The organism is Pseudoalteromonas sp. 1181_04, from assembly GCF_052850545.1.
This window is the reverse complement of record NZ_VXCS01000031.1, coordinates 1-19,127: the sequence shown is the minus strand read 5'-3', so window position 1 is coordinate 19,127 and position 19,127 is coordinate 1. Positions and strand designations below refer to the sequence as shown.

The window sequence follows — 19,127 nt, the reverse complement described above, 5'->3', positions numbered from 1 at the left end:
CGCTTTTTTACTTGAAGCAGTTGGCGAGAAAGAACGTTAATTAAGCTGTAAAAGCGATTAACTTCTTACACTACCAAACTAACTCACTAAAGAGCAGTGATTAGCTGTTACATGCATCTTTAAGCGCTTTACCTGCTTTAAAAGCTGGGATAGTCGCTGCAGCGATTTGAATTGTTTCGCCAGTTTGTGGGTTACGGCCTGAACGTGCAGCACGTTCACGTACTGAGAAAGTACCGAAACCAACTAATGCTACTGAGTCGCCATCTTTAAGAGCGCCAGAAACAGCCTCGATGAATGAATCAAGTGCACGACCCGCAGCCGCTTTAGAAATGTCAGCATCAGCTGCGATTTGATCGATTAATTGAGATTTATTCACAATATCATCCTCTTTCATTGTTATTATCAAGAGCGATTGTTTTTTAAACTAACATCACTATTTTGAAAATTTTAGAGCAAACTTTTTCATGCTCATACGATTGTAATTTTTCTTCAGCCTAGGCCACATAAGGCCTCGGCTTGAAAACCAGTGCTTAACTTATCATACCATCTAGATTTGAAAAGCCCTTTAAAGCACTTTTTTTCGCTTTTTTACTGGTTTTTTGATGTTTCGACTGAAAAACTCTCAACTGGGTGTACTAAAGCCAGTTTTAAAACCTCATCAATCCACGTAACTGGGTGAATATCAAGTCCTGCCAATACATTGTCAGGGATCTCTTTTAAGTCACGTTCGTTAATTTTTGGAATAATGACCGTTTTAATTCCACCACGATGAGCGGCTAATAGTTTCTCTTTTAAGCCACCAATTGGTAATACTTCACCACGTAAGGTGATTTCACCCGTCATCGCCACATCAGCACGTACCGGGTTACCTGTAAGACTTGATACCAAACCTGTTACCATCGCGGCGCCAGCACTTGGTCCATCTTTTGGAGTTGCCCCCTCAGGTACGTGAACATGAATATCACGTTTTTCGTAAAAATCACTGTTGATACGAAATGCATCAGCGCGATTACGTACAACTGTCATAGCTGCTTGAATCGACTCTTGCATTACATCGCCTAGTGAACCTGTGTAGCTTAGTTTACCTTTGCCTGGTACTGCGGCACATTCGATGGTCAGCAAATCACCGCCCACTTCAGTCCACGCTAAACCTGTTACTTGGCCGATGCGATCGCCGTCTTCAGCTTTACCATAATCATAGCGCTGCACACCTAAGAAATCTTCAAGGTTGTCAGCGTTAATAGTGACTTTTTTAGTGCCTTTTTCAAGCAAGATATTCTTCACTGCTTTACGGCATAACTTAGATATTTCGCGTTCTAAGTTACGTACGCCCGCTTCACGGGTGTAATAACGAATAATGCCGATGATTGCACTGTCTTCGATGATTAATTCGCCATCTTTTAAGCCATTGCGCTTAACTTGTTTAACAATTAAATGCTCTTTGGCAATATTCAGCTTTTCATCTTCGGTATAACCCGATAACCGGATCACTTCCATCCGATCCAATAACGGACCAGGAATGTTAAAGCTGTTTGATGTAGCAACAAACATTACGTCAGATAAGTCATAATCGACTTCTAAGTAATGATCCGCAAAATGGCTATTTTGCTCAGGATCAAGTACTTCAAGCAGTGCCGATGCAGGATCGCCACGCATATCAGATGACATTTTATCGATTTCATCTAACAAGAATAATGGATTTTTAACGCCCACTTTACTCATGTTTTGAATCAACTTACCTGGCATTGAACCTATGTAAGTACGACGGTGACCACGAATTTCTGCTTCATCACGTACACCACCTAGTGCCATACGAATATACTTACGCCCTGTCGAGCGAGCAATCGATTGACCTAATGACGTTTTACCAACACCCGGAGGACCCACAAGACACAAAATTGGCCCTTTTAGTTTATTGGTACGCTGTTGCACGGCGAGATATTCAATGATGCGTTCTTTGACTTTATCAAGACCATGATGGTCGCTGTCTAAAATCTTTTGTGCGCCCGCTAAGTCTTTTTTCACTTTCGAACGTTTTTTCCATGGCACATTAATTAATGTGTCTATGTATGAACGCACAACCGTGGCTTCTGCCGACATCGGCGACATCATTTTAAGCTTAGCAAGTTCAGAGTTCGCTTTTTCTTGCGCGTCATTGCTCATACCTGATTCTTCAATGCGCTTTTTCAGTGCTTCGAATTCATCTGGTACGTCGTCAAGCTCGCCTAATTCTTTTTGAATGGCTTTCATTTGCTCATTGAGGTAATACTCACGTTGCGACTTTTCCATCTGCTTTTTAACGCGGGTACGAATTTTTTTCTCAACTTGCAGTAAATCAATTTCACCTTCCATCAACGCCATTAAATATTCAAGACGTTCTGTAACATTGGTGATTTCGAGTACTTTTTGCTTTTCAGGCACTTTCAGCGGCATGTGCGCTGCCATAGTATCGGCAAGGCGCGGCGCTTCATCAATGCCACTGACCGAGGTTAACACCTCTGGTGGTATTTTTTTATTTAGCTTTACATAGCCTTCAAACTGACTGATGGCACTGCGAATAAATACATCTTGCTCTTGCTCATCGATTTCTTCTGAACCAATAAACTGCGCATTAGCAACAAAAAAGTCTTCATTATCAATAAAGCTTTCTAGTTTTGCTCGCTGTGTGCCTTCAACCAGTACTTTGACTGTGCCATCAGGAAGTTTAAGCAATTGTAATACCGTGGCTATGGTACCAACACGGTAAATATCATCTTGCTCAGGCTCATCTACGGTCGCGTCTTTTTGCGCAACAAGGAAAATTTGTTTGTCTTTATCCATTGCCGCTTCAAGGCATTTTATTGATTTTTCACGGCCTACAAAAAGCGGGATCACCATGTGCGGATATACCACGACATCGCGCAGTGCTAGCACCGGGATTTCGACTCGATCTGTTCTCTCAAGCGTCATTATTTTTCTCTTCGCTCTTCATTTATTTTAAAGATTACTCAAGTATATGGGGATAACCTAAGTAAAGTTCAACAATTTAACGCAACTGGATTAAATAAATTATAAAAAAAGGAGCACTAGGCTCCTTTTTATTATCAAAATGAGTAAATTTTACTCAGACGCTGCTTTATCTTGGCTAGCGCTTTGATAAATCAAAATAGGATCTGATTCACCTTTGATCACGGTTTCGTCAATCACGACTTTGCTGACGTTTTCCATTGAAGGAAGTTCGTACATAGTATCAAGTAACACCGCTTCAACGATTGAACGAAGACCACGGGCACCTGTTTTACGCTCCATCGCTTTATGAGCGATAGCACGCAGTGCGTCATCACGGAATTCAAGTTCAACGTCTTCCATACCAAATAATGCGCCGTACTGTTTCGTTAAGGCGTTTTTAGGCTCATTTAATATTTGCACTAAAGCCGACTCATCGAGTTCAGTTAACGTTGCCACAACAGGTAAACGACCGATGAATTCTGGGATCAAACCATATTTCACTAAATCTTCTGGCTCAACATCTTTAAATGTTTCACTTAAAGAACGGCTCGCCGCAGATTCTTTTACGTTAACCCCAAAACCGATACCGGTATTTTTATGGCTACGCTGCTCGATCACTTTATCAAGACCAGAGAATGCGCCACCACAGATGAATAAGATTTTAGAGGTGTCTACCTGTAAAAACTCTTGCTGTGGGTGTTTACGGCCGCCTTGTGGTGGCACAGATGCCACAGTACCTTCAATTAGTTTAAGCAGTGCTTGTTGCACGCCCTCACCAGATACATCACGAGTGATCGACGGATTATCAGATTTACGTGAAATCTTGTCAATCTCATCAATATAAACAATACCACGTTGCGCTTTTTCTACATCGTAATCACATTTTTGTAGCAACTTTTGAATGATGTTTTCAACATCTTCGCCCACATAACCAGCTTCAGTTAGTGTGGTTGCATCGGCCATTGTAAACGGCACATCTAATAAACGCGCTAACGTTTCAGCTAATAATGTTTTACCACTGCCGGTTGGGCCAATAAGTAAGATATTACTTTTGCCTAACTCAATATCCGTTTTACCGGTTTGATTACGCAAACGTTTGTAGTGATTGTAAACCGCTACTGACAGTACTTTTTTGGCGTGATCTTGACCAATAACATAATCATCTAAATGATTACGAATTTCTTTTGGTGCAGGCAGTTTATCAGAGGTATTGTGCTTTGGCGCAATGTCTTTGATCTCTTCCCTGATAATGTCGTTGCATAGCTCAACACATTCATCACAAATGTATACTGAAGGGCCAGCAATTAACTTACGAACTTCATGCTGGCTTTTGCCACAAAAAGAGCAGTATAACAATTTATTACTTTTGTCGCCGTCTGTAGGAGTGTCAGACATTCAGCTACCTCATCTTATTCGTTGGCTGCCAAACTACTTAGCAGCTATTTTAATACGCTTAACTATACCAAAAAATATTGGTTTTCACAGTGTAAACAGCTCAAGCTAGCACCGTTAGTTACCAGCTTGTATTTGTTACTTGCTGTCGCGACTAGTAAATACCGCATCAACTAAACCATAATCAACAGCTTGGCTGGCGCTCATGAAGTTATCACGGTCTGTATCTTTTGAAATCACATCTAATGGTTGGCCGGTATGCTCTGCCATTAAACGGTTTAGTTTATCTTTAATAGACAAAATTTCTTTGGCGTGTATTTCAAAATCAGATGCTTGACCTTGGAAACCGCCTAATGGTTGGTGGATCATCACGCGTGAATTAGGTAAACAATAACGTTTGCCTTTTGCACCAGCAGTCAATAAAAATGCTCCCATGCTCGCCGCTTGGCCAACACAAATAGTGCTTACATCTGGTTTAATGAAATTCATAGTGTCATAAATCGCCATACCCGCAGTCACTGAACCGCCTGGCGAATTAATATATAAAAAGATGTCTTTTTCTGGGTTTTCTGATTCTAAAAATAGCATTTGCGCTAAGATCAGATTAGCCATGTTGTCTTCAACTTGACCTGTTAAAAAAATGATTCGCTCTTTTAATAGTCTCGAATAAATATCATACGAGCGCTCGCCTTTCGCTGTTTGTTCAACAACCATAGGTACTAATGCATTGAGTGGATCTGTAATACCAGTGTTCATATTTATCTAATTCCTTATGCGCTTATACTTATCCTTATTATAAGGAAGCATAGTTATTTTTTGGCGAAATTGAAGGCCACAAACTAAAATGGCTCGGGCACACTGCATAATACAGAGTAACACGAGCCATTTAATCGTTAGCGAGGGCTTAAGTCAATGACTTATTAAGCACCTTGCTGTGGATTCATGATGTCATCAAATGCTTTTTCAACGTCAGTCACATTTGCTTTAGCTAAAATAGCTTCAACAGCTTGCTCTTCCATTGCTACATTACGCATTTGTTGCATAAGTTGATCATTTGCTTTGTAGTATTCTACAACTTCAGTTGGATCTTCGTATGCAGAAGCCACTGTTGCAATTAATGCTTCAACTTTTGAATCATCAACTTTGATCTCGTTCGCTTTAATTACTTCACCTAATAATAGGCCAGTCTTAACGCGTGTTACTGCTTGTTCATGGAACAACTCTGCTGGAAGCTCAGGCATGTTTTTAGCGTCGCCACCAAAACGTTGTGCAGCTTGTTGACGTAGTGCATCAATTTCTTGATCTACTAGGGCTTTAGGCACGTCGATTTCGTTGTTAGCTAAAAGACCTTTAATTGCTTGGTCTTTCACGTTAGCTTTAACCGCTTGGTCAAGTTCACGTGTCATGTTCTTTTTAACTTCTTCTTTAAGAGCGTCAACACCGCCTTCAGTTACACCAAACTTAGTTGCGAATTCTTCGCTAAGTTCAGGTAGCTCTTGCGCTTCAACTTTCTTCACTGTGATAGTGAATTGAGCTGCTTTGCCTTTAAGATTTTCAGCATGGTAATCTTCAGGGAAAGTTACGTCAGAAACAACTTCTTCGCCTGCTTTTTTACCTACGATGTTATCTTCAAAACCTGGGATCATACGACCTTGACCAAGTTCTAATGGGAAGTCTTCAGCTTTTCCGCCTTCGAATACTTCACCGTCGATAGTACCTACGAAATCAACCGTTACACGGTCTTTTTCGCCAGCAGCTACATCAACTTCAGCCCATGATGCATGTTGCTTACGAAGTGTTTCTAGCATGTTTGCTAAATCTTCGTCAGTTACAGTTACTGCTGGTTTTTCTACAGTGATTTTATCTAAACCTTGAACTTCAACTTCAGGGTAAACTTCAAATGTTGCAGAAAATTCTAAATCTTTACCTGCTTCAAGTGCTTTAGGAGCAAATGTTGGTGCGCCAGCAGGGTTAATTTTTTCAGCTACGATAGCTTCATAAAAATTACGTTGCATTACTTCGCCAGCAACTTCCTGACGAACTGCGCCACCGTAACGTTTGTTGATTACAGACGTTGGTACTTTACCAGGACGGAAACCATCAATACGCTGGGTTTTAGACAGTTGTTGTAAGCGTTTTTTTACTTCGGTCTCAACGTTCTCTGCAGGAACGGTGATGGTCAGACGGCGCTCAAGGCCTTGAGTCGTCTCAACAGAAACTTGCATGATATACCTCAATCTTCAATTTTGGCGACTGTTCGCCTTCCTTACAAACACGGTAATCACTATGCGTTTTGGCACGTTTAAAGTCATTAAAGCGACTTATCAACCCCATCTTCACTATAAGATACCAATGCTGCTCTGCCCTTCGGGCACTATGTTAAACAATAGACGCGGCATTATAACCTAATATTTATGATAGTCGAGTCTAGGGGGCAATTATTTGGTGAGATAGCGGATTAAGCAAGCATAGCGGATAAAAAGTAGGCGTTTAAGTTAGCAAGTTAGCAAGTTAGCAAGTTAGCAAGTTAGCAAGTTAGCAAGTTAGCAAGTTAGCAAGTTAGCAAGTTAGCAAGTTAGCAAGTTAGCAAGTTAGCAAGTTAGCAAGTTAGCAAGTTAGCAATATTTTAGCTTTAGAATTAAGCTGTGCAATATGAATTTTGAATTGTTTTTTATTAATTAAGAAAGTGGTCGGCGATGCAGGATTTGAACCTGCGACCCCTTGGACCCAAACCAAGTGCGCTACCAAACTGCGCTAATCGCCGATATTGAAGTATTAAACCTCGTTTTCATTGAACACTCAAACTGTGTATTTGAGACCACTTTTTGAGAAAGTGGTCGGCGATGCAGGATTTGAACCTGCGACCCCTTGGACCCAAACCAAGTGCGCTACCAAACTGCGCTAATCGCCGATATTCTTTTTTGTAAATGGGGTGACTGATGGGGCTCGAACCCACGACAACCGGAATCACAATCCGGGGCTCTACCAACTGAGCTACAACCACCGCTATATTTACGTGTTTTCAAATGGTGCACCCAGAAGGATTCGAACCTTCGACCGACGCCTTAGAAGGGCGTTGCTCTATCCAGCTGAGCTATGGGCGCATCGAAAACTTCATAGTTTACCAATAAGCCAATCTATTATAATAGAATAGTTACCTGCTTTTCAGCATTTAACTTGTGACTGTATAGGATATACCCAAACCAATCATTACCATTCTTTATAATTTAGAAAGTGGTCGGCGATGCAGGATTTGAACCTGCGACCCCTTGGACCCAAACCAAGTGCGCTACCAAACTGCGCTAATCGCCGATGCTTACTATTGTTAGCGAGTGACCTCGTTGACAACGGGGTGCATAATAGTGATTTGACCGTGTCAGGTCAAACCTTTTTTTAAGAAAATAAATCAATCGGTCATTTTTAGTTCATAATGGTCAAATATTGTGACGATCAGCTAAAATTTCAACTGTTTTATATAATTAGCGGCTATATCAGAAAAGCAACTTGGCGCATTAGCGCTTTTCTGCGAAAATAGTAAGCATATTAAAAACGAGTAATAAAGAACGTGTTCTTTATTAGCATTATATTACCCCTATTTCTATATGCATTCGTTTTTTTAAAGTATCGGTATTAAGTTAACTAACCCCAATTAAAGGTCACCCATGACGGCAAACATCATCGATGGTAAGGCAATAGCTAAACAAGTACGCAGTGCAGTAGCACAAAGAGTAAGTGAACGTGTTGCAAACGGTTTGCGCGCACCTGGACTTGCAGTTGTACTTGTAGGGCAAGATCCTGCAAGCCAAGTTTATGTAGGTTCAAAACGTAAAGCCTGTGAAGAAGTTGGCTTTATTTCTAAATCATTTGATTTACCAGCAGATACAAACGAGCAAGCATTATTAGATTTAATTGATGAACTCAATAACGATGCACAAGTTGATGGTATTTTAGTACAACTTCCTCTTCCTGCTGGTCTTGATGTTGAAAGAATCCTTGAGCATATCACTCCACTCAAAGATGTTGACGGCTTTCATCCTTATAACATTGGCCGTTTAGCACAGCGTATGCCTGCTCTTCGCCCATGTACGCCAAAAGGTATTATTACACTGCTTGATTCGACCGGTGTAAAATACAAAGGCATGCATGCAGTTGTTGTTGGCGCTTCAAATATTGTTGGTCGTCCTATGGCATTGGAACTATTACTTGCAGGTTGTACAACCACTGTGTGTCATAAATTTACGCAAGATTTAGAAACTCATGTACGCCGTGCTGATCTGTTAGTTGTGGCAGTTGGTAAACCTGAGTTTATTCCTGGGGATTGGGTTAAAGAAGGTGCAATTGTGATCGATGTAGGCATTAATCGTTTAGATAGCGGCAAATTAGTCGGTGACGTACAGTATGAGATCGCTGAACAAAATGCACATTTCATCACGCCAGTACCTGGCGGCGTAGGCCCAATGACAGTAGCAAGCTTGATTGAAAATACCCTTGAAGCCTGTGAAAAATACCATAGCTAATTAGCCTATAACGTCGCATCAAGAATTAACAAGGGTTGCTGTTTAGCAACCCTTTGTTGTTATTTATGAGGCTATTTTAGCTGAGCGCTGGCGCCGTGTTAGCTTTAACAATTGCGGCAGCACAGAGAAGAAAATCATTAAAACCATAATCGTATATTGCCAAACTTGATAGTGCTCACTTAGTAATACCACGGCGCAAATAATACCTGCGATCGGATTAGCAATCGTACCGAAAGTAAACTCAACCACCGTCATCCGGCCAAGTAACCAAACATACAAGATATACGCAAGCGCTGTATTTGGCACAATTAACCAAAATAATGCAAGCCACTGTATTGAACTGACACCATTAGCAAGTACTTGATATTGTTGTGGATCAAAGTAAATAGCTTGAGTCATTGCGACTAATGATAACAATGATCCGCCAATGATCAGCTGCCATGTTAATACCGTCCACCAATGAGTGTGGCTAGACATTTTTTGCACTAAAGTACTACCAACAACAATTGTTAACAACGCACCAATTAAAGCGAATACTCCTAAGGCATTAATCGTGACATGCTGGGGATCAAATAATCGCCAAGCCAAAATCACTAATACAAGTGCGCACACCGATTGCAAAAACGCTGGACGCTGCTTTTTAAAAACCCACGCATAAATCAACGCAACCACAGGCACAGAGACCATACCAACACCGGCAATTGCCGCTGGTAAATTAACCGCCATAATAAAAATAAAACTAAAAAACAGGGCAATATTAACCACAGCTAATAATACTAAACCGCGCCACTGTTTTGCTTTAGGCCATGATGGTTTAAGCACAAATAACAGTAAACCCGCAGGTAATGCTCGCAACGCGCCAAGTAATATTGGCGGCCAATCTGGGGTGGCATATTTAGTGACCGCATAGGTGGTGCCCCATAAAAAAGCAGGGATCATGGCAAGAAAAATATTCATTTCATTCCTTTCAAAATAACTAAGAAACGCAAAGGTAAAACCTAAGGTTAAGTTGAGGTCAAGCTAGAAAAAATAAAAAGGCCGCCAAATTGGCAACCCTTTGTAATACTTACTAATACAATACTTACTAAAATATGTCTTATTCAGCAATGCCTATTTGACTGGCACTAGTAAGGTAATTAATTACGCTTTACGCCATGTAGTTTTACCTGCAGAGTCTTCCAGTATTACTCCAAGTGCATTTAAAGCATCACGCGCTTCATCGGCCGCAGCCCAATCTTTACCCGCGCGCGCTTCATTACGCTTAACTATTAACGCTTCTATTTGGGCAACTTCGTCATCTGCTTGGCCACCTTGTAAAAATGCCTCTGGTGCTTGTTGAGCAACCCCTAACACTTCCCCAAGACTACGCAGTACAAATGCTAACTTACCCGCTTGCTCAGCATCAACGTCTTTTACACGGTTTAGCTCTTTGGCTAATTCAAATAACACCGGTAATGCTTCTGGTGTATTAAAGTCGTCATCCATTGCTTTTCTAAATTTAGCCACATGTTCATTTGTTGCTAAATCACAACTGATAGGCTCAACACCACGAAGTGCCGTATAAATACGCTCAAGCGACGAACGTGCTTGATCTAAGTTCTCTTGCGAGTAATTTAACTGGCTGCGGTAATGACCAGAAATTAAAAAATAACGAACCGATTCAGCATCATATTCTTTAAGTACATCACGAACAGTAAAGAAGTTGTCTAATGATTTTGACATTTTCTCTTTATTTACTTGTACCATCCCCGTATGGATCCAGGTATTGACGTACTTGCCGTTATTTGCACAGCATGATTGCGCAATCTCATTTTCATGGTGTGGAAACTGTAAATCTGAACCACCGCCATGAATATCAAAATGCTCACCTAAATGCTTTGAGCTCATTGCCGAACATTCAATATGCCAACCTGGACGACCTTCGCCCCACGGTGATGTCCATGATGGTTCACCCGCTTTGGCTTTTTTCCATAACACAAAATCAAGTGGATCATCTTTATCTTGTGCTACTTCAACACGCGAACCGGCTTGTAGCATAGTTAAATCTTGCTGTGACAATGCACCGTATTGCTCAAACGTTGAGACGTCAAATAAAACATCGCCGTCGGCTGCAACATAGGCGTGGCCTTTAGTAACTAGTCGTTCAACCATTTCGATAATTTCGTCCATATGACCTGTGACTGTAGGTTCAATGTCTGGACGTAACATGTTTAGACTATCAAAATCTTCATGCATTGCTTTTGTCATACGCACAGTTAAGTCGTTAATCGCTTCGCCATTTTCATTCGCACGCTTAATGATTTTGTCATCAACATCGGTGATATTGCGCACATACTTTAAATCATAACCAATGTGACGAAGATAACGTACGATCACGTCAAAGCTAACAAATGTGCGGGCATGACCAATATGACAATAATCATAAATGGTGATACCACACACATACATGTCGATCTTGCCGTCGACCATAGGTTTAAATTGCTCTTTTTGACGCGTGAGTGTGTTGTATATATTTACCATTTATTTTAAGTCCTTGACTATTTACTTGAATCGCTATGTTAACACTTGAAAAGCCCCTGCTCTAGCGCTTTATCAATTGAATAAGCACTTTGTTAATCTTAGCTAACTAAGATAAAATAGCGGCAAATAAATCAGCTAATAGGAAACCACATGGTTGTTCTACACACAAATTTTGGTGATATCACCATTAACATGCACAAAGAAGATGCGCCAAACACAGTTAAAAACTTTTTACAGTATGCTAACGCAGGCTTTTACGACGGCACTATTTTTCACCGTGTGATTGATGGTTTCATGGTACAAGGCGGTGGTTTTGAACCAGGTATGACACAAAAAGAAGTGCATGATCCTATTCAAAATGAAGCAAACAATGGCCTTTCTAATAAGGTTGGTACACTTGCTATGGCACGTACTCCTGATCCACATTCAGCAACAGCACAGTTTTTCATTAACGTGAATAACAATGACTTCTTAAACTTCAGCAGCGAAACATCTCAAGGCTGGGGTTACTGTGTATTTGCTGAAGTTGTTGAAGGCATGGACGTAGTAGAAAAAATTAAAGCCGTTGCTACAGGTAGCACAGGCTTTCATCAAGACGTACCTCTTGATGACGTTATCATCACAAGCGTAACTGTAAACTAATAGTACGCTTACCCACGTAACGTGGCGTTTTAGCGGGTATTTATGCTATACGTATATGCCCGCTTTATTTATTTTTAAAAGACTTACCTATGACTCGCCAAACCTACTTTATTGCCGACCTCCATTTAAGTGAAAATCGCCCAGATATCAGTGCAGCTTTTTATCAGTTTTTAAATACGCATATTATTAATAAGGATGTAGACGCGCTATATATACTTGGTGACTTTTTTGAAGTATGGGTTGGTGATGACTATGTAACTGCACTCTCAACTGAAGTTGCAAAGCATTTAAAAGTAGTGAGTGATAACGGCACCCCAGTATATTTTGTGCATGGCAATCGTGATTTCATTATGCGCGATAAATACGCCAAACAAGCAGGAATGACTTTATTACCCGAACAGCTGGTAATTGACTTATATGGCACTCCCACTGTCATTTTGCATGGCGATGAAATGTGCACACAAGATATTGAATATCAAAAGTTTCGTAAAAAAGGCCGCAGTTGGTGGTGGCCAAGATTAATGCTTGCTATGCCACTTTGGTATCGTCGTAAAGTTGCGCAAAATGCCAGAGAAAAATCAAAGCAAAATCAAACCGGTAAAGCGCTTGAAATATTAGATGTTACTGAACAAGCGGTACTAGCAACATTTGCAAAACACCAAGTAAAACATATGATCCATGGCCATACCCATCGCCCTAATGTGCATCATTATGAAGTAGATAAGCAAACACTCACTCGCACAGTGCTGGGTGATTGGTATACTCAAGGCTCTTATTTAGTTGTTACCGCACAGACACAAGAACTAGTGAGTGAACCATTCGCACAAATATAAAATATTGTCTACGCTTACGATATTGATCGTTTTTAGTACTGGTCGTAATGCTTAAATTATTTTTCATACTTATTTGTTTATTTTACGCAGGCCATACATACAGCCAAGATAAATGGCTTTTTGTTACCGAGCCTTTTCCCCCGTATTTTTCAGAGCAACTGCCGCAACAAGGTTGGTTAGCTGATATTATTATTACTGCATTAGCAAGCCAAGATATTGAAGCTAGCATTGAGTTTACAACTTGGGCTCGTGCACTAAGATTACTTGAAAAAAATAAGCGAACAGCTCTTTTAGGGGCTTATTATAGCGCCGAGCGAGAAAAAACATTCCACTATTCACGACCATTAGCAAAGTCATTTACTGGATTATTTAAACGAAAAAGTAGCAAAATAAATTACGATGGCAGTTTAACGTCATTACAGCCATACAGCATAAGTAAAGGTAGTAATTATATAGTTAGCGAGGGTTTTAGTAGTGAACATAATTTAGCTATTACAGCGACTAATGACTTGATCAGCAGCTTACGCGTGTTACAGCTTGGCCGCGTTGATTTAGTAGCTGGTACCAAAGAAGTCGGTGAGTACTGGTTAAACAATCATCCACAATTACAAACAGGACAGTCAATCGTATATATCCCTCCTCATTTAGCGTCCCACTACCTATATATTATTTTTTCCAAATCTGCTGTGCAAAGTAAGCAACAATTAATACAATTAGAAAACGGTTTCAACACCATTGTAAATAATGGTGAGGCCGCACAAGTTCTCCTACGCCATGGCTTTTCAGAAGCTAAGACTGAGCAATACCTACAATTTTTAAAACGTTAAAACACAAATGCTTATATGACTATCACTCCAAGCAACGAATTCTGCATCTTAAGATAGTTTGGGTATAGTAATAGTAAACTCAGTTTTAAAGCGCTCTGTAGAGTGTGGATTGGACTGTAATTTAATTTCCCCCTGCAAAATGTGTGTAACCCATTGGTGCACCATATATAAGCCAAGCCCAGTATTGCCAATACCACGAGCTGAGGTGTAAAAAGGCTCAAAGATGTACTGTTGAGACTCTGCTTTAATCCCAACACCGCTATCTGAAATGGTTAATTTAATGGATTGACTAGCAGCTTGTGCTATTTTTATCTCAATTTCACCGACTTGATTTTTGGCAAACCCGTGGGTTAGTGCGTTCATTATCAGGTTTTCTAGCACTTGGGAAATAATTCCTGGTCGGCTTTTTATATCTTGGTCAGTATCAACTAAGGTTTTCACTTTTACGTTTGAGTTTTTTAATCTTGAATTAAGGGAGATCAGTAAATCTTCAGTTATTTTTCTTATATTACATGTGATGACATCATCATTATGACGGTCTATCGCCATTTTTTTAAAACTTTTAACTAATACCGCTGCCTTATTTAAATTAATTTTAGCTAACCCTAAATTTTCCTCAATGCTCTGTGTGCTTTTATCTAATTGCGATTTAGTTAATCCGGTTTTTATCGCGTCACTCAACTTATTAATAACCACATTCGCGTTAGATACTGAGATAATAGCACCGCCAATGGGTGTATTCATCTCATGAGCAACCCCCGCCACCAACAACCCTAAAGACGATAGTTTTCGAGCTTCGAGTAAGCTTGTTTGTAATTGCTGCTGCTGCCTTATAGTTAAATCGAGCTGTTTGTTGACGCTATCTAACTCTACTTTTTCACGCTGTAGTTTATAAGATAAAGTAATTAGTTGCTGTTGGAATAAATATTCACGGTAACTAAAACCAAAACCGCAAATACATAAAACAACACTACACAGAGCAGCATATTGAAAAGCAGTCATTTTTGCATTATACAGCAGCTCTTTAGGGCTACCGATAAGTATAATAATCTCTTTATCTGAATCTGCGGTTCTTTGTGTTGATTCACGTAGTGAAACAATAGAGAATCGCCTGAAAGTATATAAACTGTCATGAAAAATACGTGAGGTGCTTTGTACGTCATGTTCAATGATGTGTTGCCAAAGCGCTGGAGAGTTATTTGCTAGCGAGTTATTAACTTGATTATACATAAACCCAAACTGTAATGCGGGATCCTTATTATACAACCAATAACCATCATGATTTAGAATATTTACTTGGGTGTTTTTTTCATCATATTGTCGAATATTACTAAATAAATAATCCAGATTAAAATTCACTACTAACAAGCCATCTATTAAATAATCACCACCTTGCGTTCTGTAAGTCACCCTAATTGTTGGCTCATGCGGGACAACAACTTTTCCACGCTCAATATTTAAATCAATTTCTGAAATAAATGTATTCGGTGGTGCAACTAACATCCCTTCTTTAAAGTAATAACGATTTTGCTTATTTTGTAATTGTGATACCTCAACAATTTCGCTTTTTTTATTGCTGAAATTAATTCTATAACGTTCTTTACCACTGCGTTCAAGCCAACGTATTTGTGAGATATTGGTTGATACAGAAGCAAAATTTAAAAAATAATCATTTATGAGCTTGTCGCTTTGTTGAGCGCTCAATGTATTTAAACCTGTATTACTTTTTAATACTTGGCCATTTGCTAACAGCTGAGTGAGTTTTTTAATACTGCTTAGCTCTTTAGATAAATCAGTACTCACAAGCACTAGTTTTTCATCTTGGCGCTCTTTTATTATGGTTACTTTTGACTGATAAACTTGCTCGTATACCAGCCAGCCAATTAATATCGCAACAAATAAAATAAACAGCGACTTTATGAGTACGCCTTTTTTGTCGCTATAAAATGAGTTACTTTTTTTAGTCATTTACATTATCAAACTGTGCTAACCAGATCAGTAAATCATCATAAAATAATGGTTTTGCAAAAAAGTAACCTTGGGCCATTTCACAACCTGCTTGTTTTAACCATTGCACCTCAAATTCGTTTTCAACACCCTCAGCAATAACTTTAAAATCAAATTGCTTTGCGAGACTGATGATCATTTTTATCATGTATTGATTATTTATATTATGCTCAAGGTTGCTGACAAAGTAGCGATCAATTTTTATCGCATTCGACGGTATTTCATTTATATGTGCTAACGATGAATAACCCGTACCAAAGTCATCAATACTCACTTTAATACCCAATGCCATAAATCGTGATAAAGCCTCTTTAATAAAGTTGTAATTACTGATCGCTTGGGTTTCTGTCACTTCAAGTTCCAGCATCGAGGGAGATACTTTATATTCCTCAATCCGACTTTTGATAGACTCAAAGTAAGAAGGATCGATCAAGTCATAAGATGATGCGTTAAACGCAATAGGTAAATTTATACCACATTTTTTAAGTTGATTAATTATTTGTAGTATTTTTTCAAAAATAACATTATCTAGCTCATTAATTAAACCAGCTGTTTCAGCAAGTTCTATAAACTCTTCAGGATTTACAAAGCTGCCATCAGCTAACTGCCATCTAGCTAGCGCTTCAAAACCAATTGGTTTTAATGTTTTCAAGCACATTTTTGGTTGCAAAGCGACACGCAATTCTTTGGTACTAATAGCCGTTCTCAAGCGCGCCATTAACTCATAGCGCCTTGTTATTGCCACTGTTTTCTCATCGGTATGCAAAATAAACTTCGCTTGAGTTACTTGCATGTAATTTAAACTCGACTCTGCCAGGCTAATTACTTTTTCGGGAGTAATATTTGATGCGCAACTTAGCTTTAACTCCAACACTCTTACGTCAATAAATTGCTTAACATTTTCAATTTCGTACTTTTGTTTATTATGAAAACGCGCAATATCATCTGTAATATCAAAATCAACATTAATGAGCATGCCAAAGCTACTATTACTAATAATCGCAATTCTGGGGTCATATATTGAAAAAACATCTACAATACTTTTATGTACCAGTTTTATGATTTTTCTACAAAAATCATAACCAAAGGTAAATGCTTTTTCATCAAACTGATAAATATCAAAAATAATTAAACGCATTTTGGATTTTTCATATACGTTCATATTTTTAATTTCGCGAGTTAACCAGTTTCTATTCTGTAAGTTTAATGAAACATCGGTATAGGCAAGCTCGGTTAATCTATTTAATAATGAAATATTAGCAAATCCGCTACTGACGTTTTCACTAAATACTTTCAATAAATATTCGTTTTCTTCACTAATGGGATTATCTGATTTTACCAAGGTAATATAGTGCGTGCCTTCAGCAATGGTTGCTGGGAAGAAGAAGATACTATGCTGATTTGAAAACACATGACGTTTCTCTTGAATCGCTAGCTGGAAGTCATCGTACATATCGGCCAGTAAATTGCTATCTACTTTTTGTCCTTTCATACCATTAAAGCAGCCGTTGGTAGTGAGGATCATTGCATTGTCGCCTTTATCAAGGTTGCTTGAACAAAGGATCCCGCCTCCCTCGGATATTTTTAAAATATTGCTTAGTTCTTGCAGCACGGCAGCTGAGTATGAGCCCATATCATGTTTGCTATTAATGCTCCTTGATGCATCAAGCACAAGTTGCAAACCTTGTTTAGCGGCTGTTATTTGCGAAATATATTGCCAAGTTCGCATATTACTATTAACGATTGATTCAAGCTTTTGCGCAGAAATGTCAGACTTATTCCAGTACTCATCAATATCGAGCATTTTCATCACATCGGTTTCAGGGGCTAAACCGGGCTGCCCTGTTAGTAACACGATACGCATTTCAGCGTTGCCAATCACTTCTCTGATGGTATTTACCAAACGCAGTCCGGAGTCATCTTCTTCCATAACCACATCGATAAAAACAAGTGCTATATCTGGGTGCATACTTAAAGCAAGCGCAGCTTCTGGTACTGAGTTGGCCGCTAATAACTCATATTTGTAGCCTTCTTTGGCCTTTAATTCTTTTAAGCTATTAACTAATGCATGTTGATAATCGAGATCATCCTCAACGGTTAGAATTTTCCATACTTTAAGGTCAGTATTTACTAACTCTTCCTCAGCAGAAAATACAAATAATCCCTCTTTTTCATCCATATATACCCACCAAAATAATAATAGCAATGGCCTTTCATTTACAATGCATTGCAAAGCAATAAAGTAACTGATAAATAAAAAAATTAACTTGCTTTAAATATTAGGTGAGAGTTTTTGATGTGTCTAATTTAAAAACACTTTTGATAATAAAGTATGTGCTACAGCATGGCTTGAAAGCTGCAGCACATGTTAGTGTTGGTTAAGCGCTTTTATTTACCGGCGTACCACTGTGAAACTTAAAATCGTCATCAAAAGATGTAATTAACTGCGCTTCAATTTCACCAAACTCTTTAACCCGCTCGGTAATATCAAAACCAGCAATTTCTTGGGCAAGAGTTAAATAGTCTTGATAGTGGCGTGCCTCAGAGCGCAATAACGAAATATAAAAATCACCTAAACGCTTATCTACATGGGGTGCAAGCGCGGCAAAACGCTCGCACGAACGAGCTTCGATGTAAGCACCGACTATGAGCTTATCGACCAGTGCATCTGGCTCAAAGGTTTTTACATGTCTTAGCATACCCTTAGCATAACGACACGGCGTAATACTTTGATACTCAATACCGTACTCATCCATGATCTCTAATACTTGATAAAAGTGGTGCAGCTCTTCTTTGATCAACATCACCATTTTATCAACCAAATCTTGCCCATAAGCTGAATCAGATTTTGGGATCACTGCTTTAGTCAGTTTGTTTTTAGCCGCAAGATCGCGCCAATTCCCTTCACGTTTGTATATCAGCGTTTCAAACGGCTTCAGCCACTCAAGCAAGGCATCGCTGCTTTGTTTATCCACGGCGTATTTACGAATTAAAAACATCGCAGATTGCGCGGCTTTAAGCTCACAGATGAGATGATCAATTAAAATAACCGCTAGGTTTTCTTTTTTAGTGGCTTCATCAATCCACCCTAAAGGGGTTTCACAACGTAAAAATTGCTTAATCGGTTCTAAAAGTTTGCTATGTGGCACGAAGGGAGTTGCTCATTAGTATCTGTCATTAAGAAAATGATTTTATCATGAAAAATGACTGATAATAAAACAAAGCTGGGGGTTTGATTAATTAAATAACCCGAACTCTAGTTAAATATATCCCCGCTGATTTTTTTGCTTTCGTCTCTCATTGGTGTTTCTTGACAAGACCCCATTACTGAACCATAACTTAATACAAGCTGTATAAAAATAAAACAGCGAACTAATACCAATCGACTTAAATATTTAACC

General features: G+C 39.2%; 14 protein-coding genes and 5 tRNA genes. 4 read left to right on the top strand and 15 right to left on the bottom strand.

Annotated elements, in window-relative coordinates; genetic code table 11:
* Window positions 1-100: 100 nt before the first annotated feature.
* From FW757_RS20280 to FW757_RS20235, 10 genes are all read right to left on the bottom strand, one after another.
* A complete protein-coding gene (locus FW757_RS20280) occupies window positions 101-403 on the bottom strand; it encodes an HU family DNA-binding protein (RefSeq protein WP_301562686.1) in 303 nt (100 codons plus the stop codon).
* Between the two features lie 185 nt (window positions 404-588).
* Entirely contained in the window at window positions 589-2,949 is a 2,361-nt protein-coding gene (gene lon / locus FW757_RS20275; protein ID WP_446441624.1) for an endopeptidase La, read from the bottom strand.
* Between the two features lie 150 nt (window positions 2,950-3,099).
* The gene (clpX, locus tag FW757_RS20270) at window positions 3,100-4,383 is read right to left on the bottom strand and encodes an ATP-dependent protease ATP-binding subunit ClpX (protein WP_145241464.1); all 1,284 of its coding nucleotides are present in this window, start codon (window positions 4,381-4,383) and stop codon (window positions 3,100-3,102) included.
* Window positions 4,384-4,518: 135 nt separating this feature from the next.
* Entirely contained in the window at window positions 4,519-5,136 is a 618-nt protein-coding gene (gene clpP / locus FW757_RS20265; RefSeq protein ID WP_145241466.1) for an ATP-dependent Clp endopeptidase proteolytic subunit ClpP, read from the bottom strand.
* A 164-nt stretch (window positions 5,137-5,300) separates the two neighbouring features.
* Window positions 5,301-6,605: a trigger factor gene (tig, locus tag FW757_RS20260; RefSeq protein ID WP_149980757.1), complete on the bottom strand. Its 1,305-nt coding sequence runs from the start codon at window positions 6,603-6,605 to the stop codon at window positions 5,301-5,303.
* 462 nt (window positions 6,606-7,067) lie between these two features.
* Window positions 7,068-7,144, bottom strand: a tRNA-Pro gene (locus tag FW757_RS20255).
* Window positions 7,145-7,214: 70 nt separating this feature from the next.
* A tRNA-Pro gene (locus tag FW757_RS20250) sits at window positions 7,215-7,291 on the bottom strand.
* A gap of 17 nt (window positions 7,292-7,308) precedes the next feature.
* A tRNA-His gene (locus FW757_RS20245) sits at window positions 7,309-7,384 on the bottom strand.
* Window positions 7,385-7,407: 23 nt separating this feature from the next.
* Window positions 7,408-7,484 (bottom strand) — tRNA-Arg (locus FW757_RS20240).
* 131 nt (window positions 7,485-7,615) lie between these two features.
* A tRNA-Pro gene (locus tag FW757_RS20235) sits at window positions 7,616-7,692 on the bottom strand.
* 350 nt (window positions 7,693-8,042) lie between these two features.
* Between FW757_RS20235 and folD the strand changes: the two genes are divergently transcribed.
* On the top strand, window positions 8,043-8,897 hold the full coding sequence (folD, locus tag FW757_RS20230; RefSeq protein WP_446441623.1) for a bifunctional methylenetetrahydrofolate dehydrogenase/methenyltetrahydrofolate cyclohydrolase FolD: 855 nt from the start codon (window positions 8,043-8,045) through the stop codon (window positions 8,895-8,897).
* A gap of 63 nt (window positions 8,898-8,960) precedes the next feature.
* Here folD and FW757_RS20225 read toward each other — a convergent pair whose 3' ends face one another.
* A complete protein-coding gene (locus tag FW757_RS20225) occupies window positions 8,961-9,854 on the bottom strand; it encodes a DMT family transporter (protein ID WP_182740252.1) in 894 nt (297 codons plus the stop codon).
* Between the two features lie 183 nt (window positions 9,855-10,037).
* Entirely contained in the window at window positions 10,038-11,417 is a 1,380-nt protein-coding gene (cysS, locus tag FW757_RS20220; protein WP_182718148.1) for a cysteine--tRNA ligase, read from the bottom strand.
* Between the two features lie 150 nt (window positions 11,418-11,567).
* On the opposite strand from cysS, the gene FW757_RS20215 reads away from it, so the two are divergent.
* The 3 genes from FW757_RS20215 to FW757_RS20205 all read left to right on the top strand — a co-directional run bounded on the left by FW757_RS20215 (window position 11,568) and on the right by FW757_RS20205 (window position 13,719).
* Window positions 11,568-12,059: a peptidylprolyl isomerase gene (locus tag FW757_RS20215; protein ID WP_182762578.1), complete on the top strand. Its 492-nt coding sequence runs from the start codon at window positions 11,568-11,570 to the stop codon at window positions 12,057-12,059.
* 89 nt (window positions 12,060-12,148) lie between these two features.
* Window positions 12,149-12,892, top strand: a complete 744-nt coding sequence (locus tag FW757_RS20210; protein ID WP_145241478.1) for a UDP-2,3-diacylglucosamine diphosphatase — start codon at window positions 12,149-12,151, stop codon at window positions 12,890-12,892.
* A gap of 47 nt (window positions 12,893-12,939) precedes the next feature.
* Complete coding sequence (locus FW757_RS20205; RefSeq protein WP_182718150.1) at window positions 12,940-13,719, top strand: substrate-binding periplasmic protein; 780 nt, start codon at window positions 12,940-12,942, stop codon at window positions 13,717-13,719.
* 48 nt (window positions 13,720-13,767) lie between these two features.
* On the opposite strand, the gene FW757_RS20200 is transcribed toward FW757_RS20205, so the two are convergent.
* The 3 genes from FW757_RS20200 to miaE all read right to left on the bottom strand — a co-directional run bounded on the left by FW757_RS20200 (window position 13,768) and on the right by miaE (window position 18,875).
* Complete coding sequence (locus FW757_RS20200; RefSeq protein ID WP_182718151.1) at window positions 13,768-15,687, bottom strand: sensor histidine kinase; 1,920 nt, start codon at window positions 15,685-15,687, stop codon at window positions 13,768-13,770.
* The gene (locus FW757_RS20195; RefSeq protein WP_182718152.1) at window positions 15,680-17,905 is read right to left on the bottom strand and encodes an EAL domain-containing response regulator; all 2,226 of its coding nucleotides are present in this window, start codon (window positions 17,903-17,905) and stop codon (window positions 15,680-15,682) included. Before FW757_RS20195 ends, FW757_RS20200 begins: the two co-directional genes overlap by 8 nt.
* A 199-nt stretch (window positions 17,906-18,104) precedes the next feature.
* Window positions 18,105-18,875: a tRNA isopentenyl-2-thiomethyl-A-37 hydroxylase MiaE gene (gene miaE, locus FW757_RS20190; protein WP_182718153.1), complete on the bottom strand. Its 771-nt coding sequence runs from the start codon at window positions 18,873-18,875 to the stop codon at window positions 18,105-18,107.
* Window positions 18,876-19,127 lie beyond the last annotated feature (252 nt).

Bases quoted from the DNA above. Each gene is read 5' to 3' on its own strand.
- folD (WP_446441623.1), top strand. From the start codon at position 8,043: ATGACGGCAAACATCATCGATGGTAAGGCAATAGCTAAACAAGTACGC.
- clpX (WP_145241464.1), bottom strand. From the start codon at position 4,383: ATGTCTGACACTCCTACAGACGGCGACAAAAGTAATAAATTGTTATAC.
- FW757_RS20225 (WP_182740252.1), bottom strand. From the start codon at position 9,854: ATGAATATTTTTCTTGCCATGATCCCTGCTTTTTTATGGGGCACCACC.
- FW757_RS20205 (WP_182718150.1), top strand. From the start codon at position 12,940: ATGCTTAAATTATTTTTCATACTTATTTGTTTATTTTACGCAGGCCAT.
- lon (WP_446441624.1), bottom strand. From the start codon at position 2,949: ATGACGCTTGAGAGAACAGATCGAGTCGAAATCCCGGTGCTAGCACTG.
- tig (WP_149980757.1), bottom strand. From the start codon at position 6,605: ATGCAAGTTTCTGTTGAGACGACTCAAGGCCTTGAGCGCCGTCTGACC.
- FW757_RS20215 (WP_182762578.1), top strand. From the start codon at position 11,568: ATGGTTGTTCTACACACAAATTTTGGTGATATCACCATTAACATGCAC.
- FW757_RS20200 (WP_182718151.1), bottom strand. From the start codon at position 15,687: ATGACTAAAAAAAGTAACTCATTTTATAGCGACAAAAAAGGCGTACTC.
- FW757_RS20195 (WP_182718152.1), bottom strand. From the start codon at position 17,905: ATGGATGAAAAAGAGGGATTATTTGTATTTTCTGCTGAGGAAGAGTTA.
- FW757_RS20210 (WP_145241478.1), top strand. From the start codon at position 12,149: ATGACTCGCCAAACCTACTTTATTGCCGACCTCCATTTAAGTGAAAAT.
- clpP (WP_145241466.1), bottom strand. From the start codon at position 5,136: ATGAACACTGGTATTACAGATCCACTCAATGCATTAGTACCTATGGTT.
- cysS (WP_182718148.1), bottom strand. From the start codon at position 11,417: ATGGTAAATATATACAACACACTCACGCGTCAAAAAGAGCAATTTAAA.